Below are 18,107 nucleotides of genomic sequence, written 5' to 3'. Positions count from 1 at the left end.
TAAAAATCACATAAACTGCTTCATTCATGTCTTTTGTTATTTCGTATCCATAACTAATCGATTAATCAAACATGAAAAGGTACAACGTATTTTTATTATTTACATTATTATTTTCTTTTACCAGTTTTTCTCAAAACGGTAATATTCAAGGACAAATTATTGACGAAAACGGTTTATCTGTTCCATTCGGTAATATCATTATCCAGTCAATAAACAAAGGGACTATCTCTAACGAAGATGGCAAATTTATATTATTAGATATACCAGCCGGTATACAACAGCTTAAAACAACATACATAGGGTATGGCGATAATTTAACCGAGGTAGAGGTGTTAGAAAACCAAACGGTTACCATAATAATAACTATTAGATCTAGCTCTGTAGAATTAGCAGATATTTTAATTACAGGTTACAATAGTGGGCAAGCAAAAGCTTTAAACACTCAAAAGAATAAGCAAAATATTACCAATATAGTATCAACCGATCAAATAGGTAAATTTCCAGATGCAAATATAGGTGATGCATTAAAGCGTATTCCTGGTATTACAATGCAAGTAGATCAAGGTGAGGCAAGAAATATTATTATTCGTGGTTTAGCACCACAATTAAACTCGGTTACTTTAAACGGAAGTCGTATTCCATCAGCGGAAGGAGATAACAGGAACATCCAAATGGATTTAATTCCTGCAGATATGATTCAACTTATTGAAGTAAATAAAGCCGTAACACCTGATATGGATGCCGATGCACTAGGTGGATCTGTTAATTTGGTTACCAGAACATCGCCCAACGGATTTAGAGCTTCTGCAACAGCGGGATCTGGTATAAATTTCATAACAAATACACGTATACTTAACGGGTCGTTCTTAGTTGGTAATAAGAGTGACAATGGCAAGTTTGGTTATATGCTTGCAGCATCTATAAACGATACTGAATTTGGGTCTGATAATGTTGAAGCCGAATGGGTAAACGAAGCTGAAAATGCATCGGGTGATGATATTGATGTTACGCCATTTGTTGAAGAATCTGATATTAGAACATATTTAATACAACGTGTAAGACGAAGTATTTCTGCTAACTTAGATTATGAATTTAATCCAAATAATAAATTGTATTTAAGAACAATGTACAATTGGAGAGACGATAGAGAAAATAGGTATAGATTACGCTACCGCTCTATAGAACCTATATTTACTGGTGATACTGAAGCTACAATTTCTGGTTTTCAAGGCGAAATAAGACGACAAACCAAAGGTGGAATTGATAATAACAGAAACCAAAATAGACGTTTAGAAGATCAAAGAATGCAAAATTACTCATTAAGTGGTGAGCATTTATTTGGGAAAATAAAACTAGACTGGATGGCATCTTATGCTGGCGCATCAGAAGAGCGATTAAGCGAACGCTATATTGAATACGAAATTGGAGATGCAATTCCATTCAATACTAATTTTTCTAATACTGAGTTTCCTGTGATAACGCCTCTAAATGAAAATGATGCGGCTTTAGATCAATTTGAACTTAGAGAAATTACAGAAGAAAATCAATTTACCGAAGAGCGCGATTTAAACTTTTTTGCAAATCTACAAATGCCCTTTAGCTTAATTAAAGAGCAAAAGGGTTTTATTAAGGTTGGTGGTCGTTTAAGATTTAAAGAAAAAGATAGAGATAATAACTTTTTTGAGTTTGATCCAACAAATAATAATTTCGAAGATTTTTCTGCATTACCACTAACCAATCAAACAGATCCAGATTTTTTAGCGGGCAGCCAATATGTAGCAGGTAATTATGTAGATCCTGTTTTTCTTGGGCAACTAGATTTACAAAACACTAATTTGTTTAGTAGCGAATCTGTGGTAGATGAGTTTCTGTCAGGTAACTATCTAGTTAAAGAAGATGTTTATGCAGGTTATGCCATGATTAACCAAAATATTTCAGATAAGTTTTCCATCTTAGCAGGTATTCGTATAGAAAATACAGAAATTGAAACTACAGGTAATTTAGTGGTGTTTGATGAAGACGGCGACTTTGACGAAGCTGCGTCTGGAGAAATTAAGGACGATAATTCTTATATTAATTTTTTACCAGGAGTTCATCTAAAATATAATATTACAGATAATACCGTTTTACGTTTTGCATGGACTAATACTTTAGCAAGATCAAACTATATAGATTTGGTACCTTTTAGAAACGTAGCAAGAGAAGATGAAGAGGTAAGTATAGGAAACCCAGAATTAAGTGCCACAACATCGATGAATTTTGATGTTATGGGAGAATATTACTTTAAAAATGTAGGTATTATTTCAGCTGGTTTTTTCCATAAAGAAATAGAAAATTTTATTTACACCTCTCAGTTTACCGATGCCTCTACAGGTTTTGATGCATTTCAACCTCAAAACGGAGATGATGCTTCTATCACTGGTTCAGAAATATCTTTTCAACGTCAACTAGATTTTTTACCAGGTTTTGCAAAAAACCTTAGTATATTTTTAAATTACACCTATTTAACCTCTAATGCAGAAGGTATTAGAAACGAAGACGGCGAAGAGCGAGACGATCTAGATCTACCACAAACCGCAGAAAAAATGTTTAATGGCTCTTTAGCATACGGAGATAAAAAGTTAAATTTACGGTTATCTGCCAATTTTTCTGATTCTTATATAGATGAAATTGGTGGAAATGCGTTTGAGGACAGATTTTACGACGAACAATTCTTCTTAGATTTTAATGCATCTTATGCTTTTAATAATAATTTACGATTATATGTAGATGTAAATAATATTACAGATCAGCCATTGCGTTTCTTTCAAGGTGTAAAAAATAGAACAATGCAAGTTGAATTTTATGGTAGAAGATTGTCTTTTGGTTTAAAGTACGACTTGTTTAAGCGTAGACAATAAATGCAAAAGCTTTTTAAAATTTTAGTTGGATTACTAATAGTATCATGCGGGAAAACGTTGCCTGTAATTGCTCCAGATGTTATTACAGAAAAGACATTGCATGATACTGATGATCCTGCTATATGGGTAAACCCACGCGATGCTTCTAAGAGTATCGTTTTTGGTACAGATAAAAATACCGAAGGTGCTATTTACGCCTTTAATTTAGATGGAAAAATCATCGAAGAGAAGACCATTAGAGGTCTAAAACGTCCAAATAATGTAGATTTGGAATATGGTTTCCAATTAAACGATTCTACCAAGGTAGATGTAATTGTTTTTACTGAAAGAGAGCGACATCAAATACGTCTTTTTTCTGTTCCAGATATGAAACCCTTAGATAATGGCGGTTTTAAAGTATTTGAAGATGCCAAATTACCCGAGCACAAACTACCCATGGGAATAGCACTTTATAAATCGCCTAAAACCAATAAAATTTATGCTATAGTTGGAAGAAAGTCTGGACCAAAATATGGATATCTGTATCAATATGAATTGTTTTCTGATAGTTCAGGAGTACATACAAAACTAGTAAGGCAGTTTGGTGAGTTTAGCGAAAAAAAAGAAATAGAAGCTATAGCTGTTGACGACAAAAATGGTATTGTATATTACTCTGATGAAATGCACTGCATACGTAAATATTATGCAGAACCTTCAAAAACTAAAGATGAAATATATTGTTTTGGTGCAGAAAACTTCAAAAGAGATATAGAAGGTATTGCAATTGCAGATTATGGTGATGATACTTTTTTAATCGTATCAAACCAACAAGCACATACATTTAATATTTTTAATGTAAAAACAAATGCCTTTGTTAAAACGGTAAATTTAGGAACACTTGAAACAGATGGGTGCGATGTTACAACCGTTGCTTTAGGAGATAAATTCCCTAACGGTCTTTTTGTAAGTATGAATAATGAAAAGAATTTCTTTTTTCATGATTTAGCAAAATTAAAATTAAAAGAGTAGCTATCTTTTTAAGATACTTGTATTACCCTTTCTGGAAACAGAGAGGGTTTTTTATTTTAAAATTTCACGTACAATTTTTAAATGGTGGTTTGTATGAATCACTAAAAAGCGAATGGTTTGTTTTTTAGAAAGCACACCAAAAAGAAAATGTTTAAAATGTGAGGTTTTGGGTAGTTCTTTTATGTTTTCAAGGTACTTTTTGGCCTGTGCTAATTGTTGTTTTAAATCGGCTTCAGTAACATCTTCTGGCGGTAAAACATGCTTTGGGGCTTTACCTTTTCCTCTTGGAATAAACCCTAAAGTGAATAAAACAGTTCGTATAGGTTTAAAATCTCGTTTATAATCGCTAGGGTTTGAGTGTATCATGTAATCACAAATACCATTAACCACTTTTAGAGCATGATCTAAATGCCAGCCGACTGGAGATTTAGAGATAACCAGTTTCTTTTTTGTCTTATTGGAAATAAGATACTCTATTTCCTCAAGTAAATGTTTTATTTTTTCGATACTAATAGTGCTTGTAATTTTATTTTTTTTAAAAGGTATTGATAAAATTCTTAACTTTAAACAATTAGGTATGTAAATTATTAAATGTCTAACTTCAAAAACACAACACTATGTTACCTTTTAGATCTGAAATTAGAAATTCTCCAACGCAACCTACCATCAAGATTTTTTTAAGTGATACATCTTTAGAAGACAAAATTAAAAACCATCTACAACACTTTAAGGAAATAGAAGCTATTGAAGTTTGTGATGGTATGGCCAGAAATAGAGCCTGCGAAAGCATTACCGTTTTCTTAAAAGACGACGCAGATATTAATAAAATGAAGACATCAATTGACTCTAGCTTATGGTGGTATTTTGAGGAGGACTTGGTGGATTAAACATAAAAAATCCCAAACATTTCTGTTTGGGATTTGAATTTTATGAGATTCCTTTTTTCAAAGGAATTTTTTAGTATCTATAATGCTCTGGTTTGTAAGGGCCTTCAATAGTTACACCTATATACTCTGCTTGGTCTGTTTTTAACTCTGTAAGCTCAACACCAATCTTTTCTAAGTGTAGTTTTGCTACTTTTTCATCTAAATGTTTTGGTAACATGTAAACCTCGTTACCATAAGCATCTGCGTTTTTCCAAAGCTCAATTTGTGCTAAAGTTTGGTTAGTAAACGAGTTACTCATCACAAAACTTGGGTGCCCTGTAGCACAACCTAGGTTTACTAAACGGCCTTCGGCTAGTATAATAATATCTTTACCATCTACAGTATATTTATCAACCTGTGGCTTAATGGTATTTTTTGTATTGCCATAGTTATCGTTTAGCCAGCCCATTTGTATTTCGTTATCAAAATGCCCAATGTTACAAACAATGGTTTTGTCTTTCATGGCTTTAAAATGCTCAGAACGTACAATATCTTTATTTCCTGTAGTCGTTATTACAATATCTGAATTACCAACTACAGTTTCTAGTTTTTTAACCTCAAAACCATCCATAGCCGCTTGTAATGCACAAATAGGGTCAATTTCTGTAATGGTAACAATACTACCTGCACCTTTAAATGATGCAGCAGTACCTTTACCTACATCGCCATAACCACAAACGGTTACACGTTTTCCTGCTAGCATAATATCAGTTGCACGACGTATGGCATCTACAGCACTTTCTTTACAGCCGTATTTATTATCAAATTTAGATTTTGTTACAGAATCGTTTACATTAATGGCAGGCATTGGTAAAGTACCATTTTTAACACGCTCGTACAATCTATGTACACCAGTTGTAGTTTCTTCACTTAAACCATTAATACCATCAGCTAATTCTGGATATTTATCTAAAACCATGTTGGTTAAATCACCACCATCATCCAAAATCATGTTAAGTGGTTTTCTATCTTCTCCAAAGAATAATGTTTGCTCTATACACCAATCAAACTCTTCTTCAGTCATATCTTTCCAAGCATAAACCGAAGTTCCTGCAGCAGCAATAGCGGCAGCAGCTTGGTCTTGTGTAGAGAATATGTTACAAGAACTCCAAGTTACCTCTGCACCTAAAGCTTGTAAGGTTTCAATTAAAACTGCAGTTTGTATAGTCATGTGTAAACATCCAGCAATTCTAGCACCTTTTAAAGGTTGCTCGTTTTTGTATTCTTCTCGAAGACTCATTAACCCTGGCATTTCTGCTTCGGCCAATTCTATTTCTTTTCGTCCCCAATCTGCTAAAGCAATATCTTTTACTTTACTAGCTACGTAAGGAATTGTTTTTGTACTCATAGTAACGTTTTTCTTTTGTTTAAAACCTAAAGTTGATTGGGATTACTGTGTAATTTGGTTAAATTAGCTAGCCAAAACATAGCATCCTTTTTAGGTGGTGCAAAGATAACTATTAAGTTTTAGAATATTAAATGCCTTTATATAAAACCATAAGTCCAAATTCACAAACTACTGTTAAAATCTGGAAGATTACAGAGACTTACGACGAATTAATGGCAGTAGTAGATTTGAAACCAAACTCTTTAGAGCGGGTTTTAGGTATGAAGAGCGAGTTGCACCAACGCGGATTTTTAAGTGTACGCTGGTTGCTTAGGGCATTTGGGTATACCGATAAAGACTTATTTTATGACGAATTTGGTAAACCTCATTTAAAAGATGGAAAACAAATTTCAATATCACACTCTTTTAATTTTTCGGCGGTAATAATAAGCGATTTAATTATTGGAATTGATGTGGAAAAACAACGCGAAAAAATTTCGATAATAGCACATAAATTTGTGGATTATGAGTTTGATTATTTAAGTGAAACGTCTCAAGATTACGTAAAGAAACTTACTATAATTTGGTGTGTAAAAGAGTCGTTATACAAACTATACTGTACACCAGGTTTGAGTTTTAAAGACCATTGTTTGGTTATTCCTTTTTCTGTTGAAGATGAAAATACTGTGGCCTGGGTAGATTACAAACAGAAGAAAAGTAGATATACTATTGAGTTTTTAGAATTTGAAGGTTTTACTTGTGCTTATGCCATTGCATAATGTCTATTTATAAAAACATATTTGATAAAATTGGTAAAGGCGAAAAACTATTTGCGGTTTTAATTGACCCAGATAAGTTTGAATTGGCTAATACCGAAAGTTTCACTAAAAAAATAAATACATCTATTGCTACTCATATTTTTGTAGGTGGCAGTATTGTGGATGCTACTGCTACTGAGGTTTTAGTATTGGAAATTAAAAAATACACTAATTTACCTATAGTATTATTTCCGGGTGATGTATCTCAAATTACTGATACAGCAGATGTACTACTATTTTTGTCCCTACTTTCTGGGAGGCATCCAGATTATTTAATTGGTAAGCATGTAGAGGCAGTTTCAAAATTAAGAGGTACTAATTTAGAAATAATACCTACAGGTTATATTTTGATTGAAAGTGGCGTGCCAACAGCTGTACAAAAAGTAACAAATACAAAGGCATTATCTAGAGACAATATTCAATTAATTGTTGATACTGCAAAAGCAGGCGAATTATTAGGAATGAAATTGATGTATTTAGAAGCAGGAAGTGGTGCTAAATTAGCGCTAACTAAAACTATTATTAAAGCTGTAAAAACAGAGGTGCAAATTCCAATACTTATTGGTGGCGGTATGCGCTCTAAATTACAAATTGAAGAAGCTTACGAGGCTGGAGCAGATATGGTTATAGTTGGGACTGCTTTTGAAGAAGACGAATCTTTTTTTGATATATTGAGTAAGTAATTTGTTATGTTATAAAAATCATTAAATCACAAATACACGGGTATGAACCTAATTTTTGATGTTCTATTTGGGCAATATTCAGAATACGACAGTGTAGATATTGTTCTAGAAATTATTGCCGTATTTTTTGGGTTTCTATCGGTTTGGTTTTCTAAGGAAAATAAAATACTAGTATTCCCCACAGGAATAATAAGTACTTTAATTTTTGTGTATCTACTTTTAAAATGGGAATTATTGGGCGATATGATGATAAACGTTTATTATTTTATAATGAGTATTTACGGTTGGTACATTTGGATGAAAAAAGTTGATGACACACAGGTAACACCAATTTCTAGAACTACGTTTAACGAAAAAAAAATAAGCATAGCCTTGTTTATTGCTACATTACTTTTTGTTTTTTTAATTTACCAAACATTTGATAAATGGACTAGTTGGGTGGCGTATGTTGATACTTTAACCACCGCTATATTTTTTGTTGGGATGTGGCTTATGGCTAAACGAAAGTTAGAAAATTGGATATATTGGATAATTGGTGATATTATATCTGTACCGCTATATTTTTACAAAGGCTTAACATTTACAAGTTTTCAATATTTTATATTTACGTTTATTGCCATTTTTGGCTATCTCGCATGGAAGAAAAACTTAAACAGCACCCTAGCAACTGCTTAAAAGTAGTTTTATTTGGTCCTGAATCTACAGGTAAAACTACATTATCTCGTCAGTTAGCACGATATTATAACTCTGTTTGGGTACCAGAATTTGCGCGTGCGTATCTTCAAAATAAATGGAATAACGAACGTAAAACGTGTCAACCAGAAGATTTGTTACCTATTGCAGAAGGCCAAATGAGATTAGAAAACGAGTTAGCACAAAAAACAGATTCAGTGTTAATATGTGATACAGATTTGTTGGAAACTAAGGTGTATTCTGAAGCGTATTACATTGGTAAATGCGATCCTGTTTTAGAAAAATATGCCTTAGAAAATACTTACAATTTGTATTTTTTAACTTATATTGACACGCCTTGGGAAGCTGATGATTTACGGGATAAACCTAATGAAAGAGAAGTGATGTTTAAAGCCTTTCAAGATGAGTTAATTAAACAAAATAAAACTTATATATTACTTAAAGGTAACAAACAAGAACGCCTTAAAATAGCAATTAGCAATATTGATAATTTACTTAAAACCAAACCCTAATGTTTACAGAAAACGACCTTAATCAAATTAAAAGTAAAGGTATTACTGAAGCTCAAGTTAAAGCACAAGTATCACTATTAAAAAACGGTATGTCTTATTCTAATTTGGTAGCTGCAGCAACCATAGGTAAAGGTATAGAGCAGTTTAGTGAATCAGAGTCAAAAGACTTAATTTCATACTATAATGATAAAAAAGAAAATAAAACTATCATTAAATTTGTGCCTGCTTCTGGTGCAGCATCAAGAATGTTTAAGTTTTTATTTCAGTTTTTAAGTAATTTCGACCCTTCAAAAGCTACGCTAGAAGACTATATAAAAGATCAAGATGATAATTTAATAAAAGTGTTTAGTGAGCATTTAAAAGATTTTCCGTTTTATGAGGAAGTACTTTTAAAAGTAAAAGATATACATCCTAATTTTCAAGATTTAGAAGAAGGACATCGCTTAGTCATTTTTGTAGAATTGATGTTACAGGAAAACGGATTAAATTATAGTTTTTTACCAAAAGGACTTTTGCCATTTCATAAATATCCCGATGCTGCTATTACAGCATTTCAAGAGCATTTGTATGAAGCTACATTGTATGCTTCGTCAAAAGGAAATGCAAATTTACATTTCACAGTTTCAGAGAAACATCATGACTATTTTAAATCTGAATTAAAACGTTTTAAAGATCGTTTAGAAACAGAAACCAATACTGTATTTAACATTTCTTATTCATATCAAAAGGAAACTACCGAAACATTAGCGCTTACAACAAGTAATGATGTGTTTAGAAATGAGGATGGCTCTATTTTATTTAGACCTGCAGGACATGGTGCTTTATTAGAAAATTTGAATGACTTAGATGGCGACGTAGTCTTTATAAAAAATATTGATAATATGGTTGTTGCAGAAAAAAATAAATATACTTCAGAGTATAAAAAACTGTTAGGTGGTGTATTATTAAAAGCACAAGACGCTATATTTTCACATTTAAATGCATTGGATGATGATGCTATCACTGAAGAAATGCTACAAGACATAGCAACATTTGTAAGCAACCGCATTAATGTGGTGTTAAATGATGATTTTTCTAGTTTTTCTAAAGATAAAAAGCGTGACTATTTAAAAGAAAAACTAAACAAACCTATACGTGTTTGTGGCATGGTTAAAAATGAAGGCGAACCTGGTGGCGGTCCGTTTTGGGTAAAAGATGATACTAATGTAACATCCTTACAAATTGTAGAATTTGCACAAATTGATACTGCTAATACGCAACAAGCAGACATAGCAAAATACGCTACCCATTTTAACCCGACTGATTTGGTTTGTGGTATTAAAAATTATAAAGGAGAAGCTTTTAATTTGTTAGATTATGTAGACCCTAACGCAGCGTTTATAACTATGAAAACGCAAAATGGAATAGATATAAAAGTATTAGAATTACCAGGACTTTGGAATGGTAGTATGGCACATTGGAATTCTATTTTTGTTGAGGTACCTGTAGAAACATTTAACCCAGTAAAAACGGTGAACGACTTATTAAAACCTGCGCACCAAAGTTAATGATGTTTGATGAAGATATTTTATTAAAAGAATTAGTGTTTAAAGCTGTTAGAAGTTCTGGCAGCGGTGGGCAGCATGTTAATAAAGTATCTTCTAAAATAGAATTGTATTTTGATGTAAATACTTCTAAGGTGTTTGATGAATCGCAGAAAAGCACTATCCAAACTAAACTTCAACATAGATTAACTAAGGATGGTGTTTTAATCCTGCAATGTGGCGAATCGCGCAGTCAACATAAAAACAAAACCATAGTTGTAAAACGGTTTTTAGAGTTGATAAAAGCTGTTTTTGTAGAAGAAAAACAACGTATACCAACAAAAATACCGAGAGCTATAATTCGTAAACGATTAAAAAATAAAAAGTACAATTCTGAAAAAAAGGCTAATAGGCGTAGGCCAGATGTTGATTGATCAATTTTATAGCGTTAGTTAATAAGAAAGAGACCATTAGTTTTCTTCTAGAATACCCTGTAATTTTAGTAATTGATTTTTAAATCCAAAATCAGATAATATCTCGATAGCTTTTGCACTTCGCATACCCGATTTGCAATACACCACTAAAGGTTTTGCGCTATTTACTTCTGTATAACGATTTTGTAATTCGCCTAAAGGAATATGTTGCCCTCCAATATGAAATATTTCACGTTCATTATCCTCTCTTACATCTAATAAGTTGTAGTAATCTGGGTGCTCTTTAATAGTGTCTAAAGCAATATCTTCAATAGTTTCATTTATTTTGATACCGCAAAAACTGTCGTAATTCGTTTCTAAAGTGGTGATATTCGCCTCATCCGTTTTTTCAAAATCTAATAAAAATTGACGATGTGTTAATGTATCGTAAGTAAGTAGTTTTCCAGAAAGTGGTATTCCAATCTCACAGATTATTTTAATAGCTTCATTAGCCTGTAGGCTGCCTATAATTCCTGGTAAAACACCAAGTACCCCAATATCAGAGCAGTTAGGTACCGCACCTGGTTGTGGCGCAGTTGGGTATAAACAGCGGTATGTTGGTCCGTTTTTATAATTAAATACACTTACCTGTCCTTCAAATTTAAAAATTGCACCAAATACCAAAGGTTTACCTGTAAGTACAGCTGCATCGTTTACCAAATACCGTGTTGGGAAATTATCGCTACCATCCACAATAATGTCATATGCTTTAAAAAGATCTAGCGCATTACTTTTAGTAAGCATTTCGATATAAGTGTTAAACTGCACAAACGGATTTAAACGTGCAAGTTTTGTAGCAGCAACTTGTGCTTTAGGTTTACCAATATCATCATGTGTGTATAGAATTTGACGTTGTAGATTACTTTGGTCTACCGTATCGTTATCTATAATGCCAATAGTGCCAACACCTGCTGCTGCAAGGTATTGTAAAATGGGGCAACCTAAGCCTCCTGCTCCAATAACTAAAACCTTAGCTGCTTTTAATTTTTCTTGACCTTCAATACCTATAGCATCTAAGATAAGGTGACGGTTGTATTGTTTTTTTTCGTCTTTACTCAGCATATATTTAGTGGCTAAATTGTTCCCAGTCTTTCCAAACCACTTCTAGTCCTTGAGCTTTTAATATATCTACAACAGCTTCGGTACTGCGCTCGTCTGAGATTTCAAACTGCTCTAAAGATTGCGGTTCTACAGCATAACCTCCTGGATTGGTTTTAGATTCTGCACTTATGGAGGTAATACCTAGTTTTACGATGTTATTTCTAAATACTTCACTTTCTCGGGTAGACATAGAGAGTTCTACATCTTCGTCTAATAAACGAAAGGCACATATGGTTTGTACCAAGTCGGCATCCGTCATTTCTACTTTAGGCTCTAAGCCGCCACTATGCGGGCGTAACCTAGGAAATGATATAGAATATTTGGTTTTCCAGTAGTTTTTTTGAAGATATTTTAAATGTAACGCCGTAAAAAAACTATCGGCTCTCCAATCTTCTAAACCAAAAAGTGCACCTAAACCTATTTTGTGAATACCTGCTTTACCTAAGCGGTCTGGTGTTTCTAAACGATAATCAAAATTCGATTTTTTACCTTTTGGGTGGTGTTTTTTATATTCTTCTCTATGGTAGGTTTCTTGGTATACCAAAACAGCATACAAGCCATGTGCTATAAGTAACTCGTATTCTTCTTGGTCTAAGGGTTGTACTTCTATAGTAATATTAGAAAAATTAGTACGAATAAGTGCTATCGCATTTTTTATGTAATTTACACCAACAGTTTTATTGGCTTCTCCTGTAACGAGTAAAATATGGTCGTAGCCTTTGGCTTTAAGAAAGGCAACTTCTTTTAAAATTTCTTTATCGGTAAGTGTTCTACGAGGTATTTTATTGGTTAAACTAAAACCACAGTAGGTACAAATATTTTGGCATTCGTTACTTAAATACATGGGGGCATACATTTGTATCGTATTGCCAAAACGTTTTTTTGTAAGCAGGCTACTTTGTTGCGCCATTTGCTCTAGATAGGGTTTTGCAGCAGGGGAAATGAGTGCTTTAAAATCTTCTAGATCTCGTTTTTTAGCAGAAAGGGCTCTTAAAACGTCACTTTCCGTTTTATTAAAAATACTTTTAAGTGTATCATCCCAATTATAAGTATTAAAAAGGGAGGTGAAGCTATTAGTATCTAAATTTTCACTATTCACTTTAGCTGATTTAATATCTGTTGTGTTTTGGCGCATCGTATTTTAATATTACGTATTACCTAATCTTAATGTTTAGCTTAAAAAGCTGGTTAATGGGCTACTTGCTTCTGCGTGTTGTTTTACAGGAGCTAGTTTTGCTTCGTATGCTGTACGACCAGCTTCTACAGCCATTTTAAATGCTCTCGCCATGGCTATAGGGTTTTGCGATACTGCTATAGCGGTGTTAACCAAAACAGCATCTGCACCAAGCTCCATAGCATAAGCAGCGTGGGATGGTGCGCCTATACCAGCATCTACAACAACAGGTACATTGGTTTGGTCTATTATAATTTCTAAAAATTCTTTTGTTTTTAAACCTTTGTTACTACCTATAGGTGCTCCTAAGGGCATGACGCATTGCGCACCTACTTCTTCTAAACGCTTACACAATACAGGATCTGCATGTATGTACGGCATAACTACAAAGCCCAATTTTACTAATTCTTCAGCGGCTTTAAGTGTTTCTATAGGGTCGGGAAGTAGGTATTTGGGGTCGGGGTGTATTTCTAGTTTTACCCAATTGGTTTCTAATGCTTCTCGCGATAATTGTGCTGCAAATACAGCTTCTTCGGCAGTACGCACACCAGAGGTGTTAGGTAGTAAATTTATAGTGTCGTGGGCAAGGTGTGTTAAAATGTCGTCTTCTATATTATCTACATCTACACGTTTTAAAGCCACAGTAACCAGTTCGCTTTCGCTTTCCAGAAGTGCCTCTCGCATGAGTGCTGAGGTACTAAATTTACCTGTACCTGTAAATAATCTAGATTGAAACGTTTTATCTGCTATTTTTAAAGTATCATTCATGGTATTTTGCTTTTATTTACTGGCTGTTTTAAAGGTGTAGCGTTGTTCTTGTGTTGCAGATGCGTTAAGCAGTTTGTGCAAAATTGTTATAGTGTTAAAATTTTTGGTTATGGTGCCAGAAATGGCTATTCCAGAAATTCCTGTGTTTAATATAGCGGCAACATCATCTATGGTAATCCCTCCAATAGCTAAAATAGGCGTGTTTGTTTTAAGGGTATCTATAATTTTAGTATAGCCTTCTAATCCTAAAATAGGACTAAGGTTTGCTTTTGTATTGGTGTATTTAAATGGGCCTAAACCTATATAATCTACTTCTTTCTTTAGTAGTGTTTGGCAGTCTTTAAGTGTATTTGCTGTACCTCCTACAAGTTGCCAACTGTAAAGTGTTTTTCTAGCGATGGAAGGGCAAGTATCGGTTTTACCTAAGTGTAAACCATCTGCTTTTATGGTTTTAGCAATTTTATAATGATCGTTAATGATGAGTCGGGTTTGAAAATGACTGGTAATTTCTCTAGCTTTTTCAGCATATTGTAATACCTTTTTTTCTGAAAGCCCTTTTAGTCGCAATTGTACCAATTCCGCACCAGAGGAACATGCTTTCTGTATATTTTCTAAATGATCTTTTGGCGTTTGCCCTTGCGATATGTAGTGTAGTTTTGGTATGATCATTTTACTTGGAATTTGATAGAGTGTGAATTGTATTCTGGGTATGAGTGCCTAAAAGCGAACGGTTTGAGTTTAAAAAAGTTTCAGTATAGGCCTTTGCTTCTATAGCGGCATCTTTTAAAGGGTATTGTGATTCAATATTACTAGCCAATGCTGCCGATAGTACACAACCGCTTCCATGTTTTTCTGAGATATGTGCTGTTTTTGGATGTATGTTTAATACCTGTGTTTTGTTGTAATACAAGGTATCCCAACCTTTTTTGTCTGTTCGATGTCCGCCTTTTAAATATACATTTGTAAAACTACTGATATGCGATATGGTATCTTGTATACTTAAATTAGGATACAATTGTTGTATTTCGTTGTAATTAGGTGTTACAATAAAACATTTTTGCCATATTTGGTCTAAGAGGTCTTGGTTTTCGGTAATGTGAAAATCGTACCCTGCTGTTGCTTTTAATACTGGGTCTAGAATAATAGTGACTTTCGGGTTTAATACATGTAATTGTTCTAAAATATTGAGTAATGTATGCCATGATTCTACAATACCAATTTTAACCGTGGTAATGCTAAAACGTTTAAATAGTGTTTTTATTTGTGAAAGTATTACTGGTGTTGCCGTCCATAAACAGTCTTTAAATTCAATGTCGTTTTGAATGGTTACTGCTGTACATACAGATAACCCATACAGTCCATGTGCTTGAAAGGTCTTTACGTCTGAAGTTAATCCTGCACCTGCACTAGGGTCATGGCCTGCAATAGTTAGTATGTAGTGGTTTTGATTCAATACGTTTTACTTGCTAAAATGGTGTTTCATTTTTTTGAATGTGGCTACTGGATGTTCTGCTTTCCAAATGCCTCCTAATACGCCAACGCCTTTATAGCCTAAGGCGTCAAATTTATCTAAATTATCTGGTGTTACACCGCCCATACCAATTATGGTTTTATCGATATGATTTACATCAAAACCTCGGCCTTCGTAGCCTTGTTTAGATATGGATGAAAATACAGGACTTAATAAATGATAGTCGAACTCAAAATCACAGCTAGTGAGATCTTCGGGTTCATGAAAGGAGGAGCTTATCGTTTTACCATACATGCTTAAACTTTTAAAATAGTGCCCTGGATTGTCAATATGGTCTTTACGTTTTTGCTCTTGAAAGTGTATGCCTTTTAAATTGTATGTATTAACTAGTTTGTGATGGTAATGCACTACGATACGATTGTGATATTGAACGTCTATTTGATTTAAATACGCGCAGTGTTGCTCGTAATTTTTATGAGGCTTACGCAAATGATAGTAGTATAAGCCTTCTTCGAACAAACCTGTTAAGATTTCTATTTCGTTAGCAACATCGTTTTCTGGAGCTATTACAACAATCATTTTTTTGTGTTTATATTATCCGTTTTTTATATAAAGTTAAGTCCTTGACTGTATTAAGTGGCTTTTTTTTATAATGAACAGATGTTTTATAAATTATACGTTCAGGTGTATCTTTCGAGTTAGGGATTGCAGTGTAAATCCTTTTGCTTTTTTGCAAAAGATTGCAACGGAAAGCCCGCCCACGCTTTTTTTCTAAGCGTGGGAACTCTCTAAATTTTATATTATAGGTAAACTTCGCTACCTTTTTCTTTAAATTCTTTAGATTTTTCTTCCATACCTTTTTGGATGACTTCGTTTTCGTCTGAAATTTTATTTTCAGCGGCAAAATCACGCACTTCCTGAGAAATTTTCATAGAGCAGAATTTAGGGCCACACATAGAGCAAAAATGTGCAATTTTTGCACCTGCTGCTGGTAGTGTTTCATCATGATATTCTCTTGCGCGTTCTGGGTCTAAACCTAAGTTAAACTGATCTTCCCAACGGAACTCAAAACGTGCCATACTAAGTGCGTTGTCTCTATGTTGTGATCCTGGGTGGCCTTTTGCTAAATCGGCTGCATGTGCTGCTAATTTATAAGTTACAACGCCTACACGAACATCTTCCTTATTTGGTAATCCTAGGTGTTCTTTTGGCGTTACGTAACATAACATGGCGCAACCGTACCAACCAATCATAGCGGCACCAATACCAGAGGTAATGTGGTCGTAACCCGGTGCGATATCTGTTGTTAAAGGGCCTAAGGTGTAAAAAGGAGCTTCGTCGCAAACTTCTATTTGCTTCTCCATATTTTCTTTAATCATGTGCATTGGCACGTGACCTGGCCCTTCTATAAAACACTGTACTTCGTGCTTGCGGGCTATTTGTGTTAATTCCCCTAAGGTTTCTAATTCTGCAAATTGTGCCTCATCATTGGCATCAGCAACAGAACCCGGACGTAAGCCGTCTCCTAAAGAAAAGGCAACATCGTACGATTTTAAAATTTCGCAAATATCTTCAAAATGCGTGTATAAAAAACTTTCTTTATGGTGTGCTAAACACCATTTTGCCATAATAGAACCACCACGAGATACTATACCTGTTACCCGTTTTGCCGTCATAGGTACGTAACGTAATAATACGCCTGCGTGTATGGTGAAATAATCTACACCTTGTTCTGCCTGTTCTATTAAGGTATCTCTAAAAATTTCCCAAGTTAAGTCTTCTGCTACACCATTTACTTTTTCTAGAGCTTGGTAAATTGGCACAGTACCAATTGGTACTGGAGAGTTACGTACAATCCATTCACGCGTTTCATGAATGTTTTCTCCAGTAGATAAATCCATAATATTATCAGCACCCCAACGGCATGCCCAAACGGCTTTTTCTACTTCTTCTTCAATAGAAGATGTTGTTGCAGAATTACCAATATTAGCATTTATTTTCACCAAGAAGTTACGCCCTAAAATCATAGGTTCTGCTTCTGGATGATTGATGTTTGATGGTATTACAGCACGACCTCTAGCAACTTCTTCGCGTACAAATTCTGGAGTTATTTTTGCTGGAATAGAAGCGCCAAAGTGCTCGCCTTTATGTTGCTTTCTAATTTCTGTCATTTCGTCGATTCGCTGGTTTTCACGAATGGCAATATATTCCATCTCTGGTGTAATAATGCCTTTTTTAGCGTAATGTAATTGGGTAACATTTTCGCCTTTTTTAGCGCGTAAAGGTTTATGTAGGTGATTAAAACGTAGGTGGTCTAAGCTAGAATCGTTTAAACGCTCATTACAGTATTTTGAAGAAAATGCATCTAGTTGTTCTACGTTATTACGCTCTAAAATCCACTGTTCTCTTATGCGTTCCAAACCGTTATGGATATCGATCTCTTTGTTTGGATCGGTGTACGGTCCAGAGGTGTCGTAAACGGTTACAGGTTCGTTAGGGGTTTTCTTTTTCGTCATAGAATCCACCGTATCGCTTAATGCAATTTCTCGCATAGCGACTTCAATTTGTGGATGTATTTGTCCTTTAATGTATACCTTTTTAGAATTAGGAAACGGGTGTCTTGTAATACCGTTTTGTTTAGGTGCAGTGTCTTTTTTCTTCATGTTTTTAAGCTATTTGTTTTTGGCTTTTGGCCATTAGCAATGTGTTATTAATATTTGCTACAAGCTT

The 18,107-nt window shown here is 34.1% G+C and carries 18 protein-coding genes; 9 read left to right on the top strand and 9 right to left on the bottom strand.

Annotated features, from left to right (window positions below; translation table 11 throughout):
• Positions 1-71: 71 nt before the first annotated feature.
• Both ACKGJY_RS05850 and ACKGJY_RS05845 read left to right on the top strand, forming a co-directional pair.
• Positions 72-2,900 carry a TonB-dependent receptor gene (locus ACKGJY_RS05850; protein WP_413972924.1) on the top strand — a complete coding sequence of 943 codons (2,829 nt, stop codon included), beginning with the start codon at positions 72-74 and terminating at the stop codon, positions 2,898-2,900.
• Positions 2,901-3,908 carry a phytase gene (locus tag ACKGJY_RS05845; protein ID WP_413972923.1) on the top strand — a complete coding sequence of 336 codons (1,008 nt, stop codon included), beginning with the start codon at positions 2,901-2,903 and terminating at the stop codon, positions 3,906-3,908.
• A gap of 51 nt (positions 3,909-3,959) precedes the next feature.
• On the opposite strand, the gene ACKGJY_RS05840 is transcribed toward ACKGJY_RS05845, so the two are convergent.
• Positions 3,960-4,274 carry a DUF1569 domain-containing protein gene (locus ACKGJY_RS05840; protein WP_413972922.1) on the bottom strand — a complete coding sequence of 105 codons (315 nt, stop codon included), beginning with the start codon at positions 4,272-4,274 and terminating at the stop codon, positions 3,960-3,962.
• Positions 4,275-4,525: 251 nt separating this feature from the next.
• Here ACKGJY_RS05840 and ACKGJY_RS05835 point away from each other — a divergent pair, with 251 nt between their 5' ends.
• Positions 4,526-4,795: a hypothetical protein gene (locus ACKGJY_RS05835; RefSeq protein WP_413972921.1), complete on the top strand. Its 270-nt coding sequence runs from the start codon at positions 4,526-4,528 to the stop codon at positions 4,793-4,795.
• 70 nt (positions 4,796-4,865) lie between these two features.
• Here the strand turns inward: ACKGJY_RS05835 and ahcY are convergent, their stop codons facing one another.
• Positions 4,866-6,182, bottom strand: a complete 1,317-nt coding sequence (gene ahcY / locus ACKGJY_RS05830) for an adenosylhomocysteinase (RefSeq protein WP_413972920.1) — start codon at positions 6,180-6,182, stop codon at positions 4,866-4,868.
• A gap of 131 nt (positions 6,183-6,313) precedes the next feature.
• On the opposite strand from ahcY, the gene ACKGJY_RS05825 reads away from it, so the two are divergent.
• Genes ACKGJY_RS05825 through arfB form a run of 6 tightly spaced genes read left to right on the top strand, consistent with a single transcriptional unit; the run spans position 6,314 to position 10,824 of the window.
• A complete protein-coding gene (locus ACKGJY_RS05825; protein ID WP_413972919.1) occupies positions 6,314-6,940 on the top strand; it encodes a 4'-phosphopantetheinyl transferase family protein in 627 nt (208 codons plus the stop codon).
• Positions 6,937-7,662 carry a geranylgeranylglyceryl/heptaprenylglyceryl phosphate synthase gene (locus tag ACKGJY_RS05820; RefSeq protein WP_413973000.1) on the top strand — a complete coding sequence of 242 codons (726 nt, stop codon included), beginning with the start codon at positions 6,937-6,939 and terminating at the stop codon, positions 7,660-7,662. The genes ACKGJY_RS05825 and ACKGJY_RS05820 overlap by 4 nt, the downstream gene beginning before the upstream one ends.
• Positions 7,663-7,704: 42 nt before the next feature.
• The gene (gene pnuC, locus ACKGJY_RS05815; RefSeq protein ID WP_413972918.1) at positions 7,705-8,337 is read left to right on the top strand and encodes a nicotinamide riboside transporter PnuC; all 633 of its coding nucleotides are present in this window, start codon (positions 7,705-7,707) and stop codon (positions 8,335-8,337) included.
• Positions 8,298-8,867, top strand: coding sequence for an AAA family ATPase (locus ACKGJY_RS05810; protein ID WP_413972917.1), 570 nt, complete (start codon positions 8,298-8,300; stop codon positions 8,865-8,867). The genes pnuC and ACKGJY_RS05810 overlap by 40 nt, the downstream gene beginning before the upstream one ends.
• Positions 8,867-10,414: a DUF4301 family protein gene (locus tag ACKGJY_RS05805; protein WP_413972916.1), complete on the top strand. Its 1,548-nt coding sequence runs from the start codon at positions 8,867-8,869 to the stop codon at positions 10,412-10,414. Before ACKGJY_RS05810 ends, ACKGJY_RS05805 begins: the two co-directional genes overlap by 1 nt.
• Entirely contained in the window at positions 10,414-10,824 is a 411-nt protein-coding gene (gene arfB, locus ACKGJY_RS05800) for an alternative ribosome rescue aminoacyl-tRNA hydrolase ArfB (protein WP_413972915.1), read from the top strand. The genes ACKGJY_RS05805 and arfB overlap by 1 nt, the downstream gene beginning before the upstream one ends.
• A 36-nt stretch (positions 10,825-10,860) precedes the next feature.
• Here the strand turns inward: arfB and moeB are convergent, their stop codons facing one another.
• The 7 genes from moeB to thiC all read right to left on the bottom strand — a co-directional run bounded on the left by moeB (position 10,861) and on the right by thiC (position 18,040).
• On the bottom strand, positions 10,861-11,925 hold the full coding sequence (moeB, locus tag ACKGJY_RS05795) for a molybdopterin-synthase adenylyltransferase MoeB (RefSeq protein ID WP_413972914.1): 1,065 nt from the start codon (positions 11,923-11,925) through the stop codon (positions 10,861-10,863).
• Between the two features lie 4 nt (positions 11,926-11,929).
• The gene (gene thiH, locus ACKGJY_RS05790; protein ID WP_413972913.1) at positions 11,930-13,099 is read right to left on the bottom strand and encodes a 2-iminoacetate synthase ThiH; all 1,170 of its coding nucleotides are present in this window, start codon (positions 13,097-13,099) and stop codon (positions 11,930-11,932) included.
• A 36-nt stretch (positions 13,100-13,135) separates the two neighbouring features.
• Positions 13,136-13,906, bottom strand: coding sequence for a thiazole synthase (locus tag ACKGJY_RS05785; protein ID WP_413972912.1), 771 nt, complete (start codon positions 13,904-13,906; stop codon positions 13,136-13,138).
• Between the two features lie 12 nt (positions 13,907-13,918).
• Complete coding sequence (thiE, locus tag ACKGJY_RS05780; RefSeq protein ID WP_413972911.1) at positions 13,919-14,575, bottom strand: thiamine phosphate synthase; 657 nt, start codon at positions 14,573-14,575, stop codon at positions 13,919-13,921.
• 1 nt (position 14,576) lies between these two features.
• Complete coding sequence (locus ACKGJY_RS05775; protein ID WP_413972910.1) at positions 14,577-15,359, bottom strand: hydroxymethylpyrimidine/phosphomethylpyrimidine kinase; 783 nt, start codon at positions 15,357-15,359, stop codon at positions 14,577-14,579.
• Between the two features lie 6 nt (positions 15,360-15,365).
• Positions 15,366-15,956 carry a thiamine phosphate synthase gene (locus ACKGJY_RS05770; protein ID WP_413972909.1) on the bottom strand — a complete coding sequence of 197 codons (591 nt, stop codon included), beginning with the start codon at positions 15,954-15,956 and terminating at the stop codon, positions 15,366-15,368.
• Between the two features lie 221 nt (positions 15,957-16,177).
• Positions 16,178-18,040 (bottom strand): phosphomethylpyrimidine synthase ThiC, encoded by a 1,863-nt coding sequence (gene thiC, locus ACKGJY_RS05765; protein WP_413972908.1) that lies wholly within the window; start codon positions 18,038-18,040, stop codon positions 16,178-16,180.
• Positions 18,041-18,107: the final 67 nt, after the last annotated feature.

Origin of the sequence: Hyunsoonleella sp. 2307UL5-6, from assembly GCF_047345485.1 — a bacterium.
In the GTDB taxonomy this organism is placed as follows: Bacteria; Bacteroidota; Bacteroidia; order Flavobacteriales; family Flavobacteriaceae; genus Jejuia.
The sequence above is the reverse complement of the archived record's forward strand: the minus strand, read 5'-3'. Positions and strand labels throughout refer to the sequence as shown.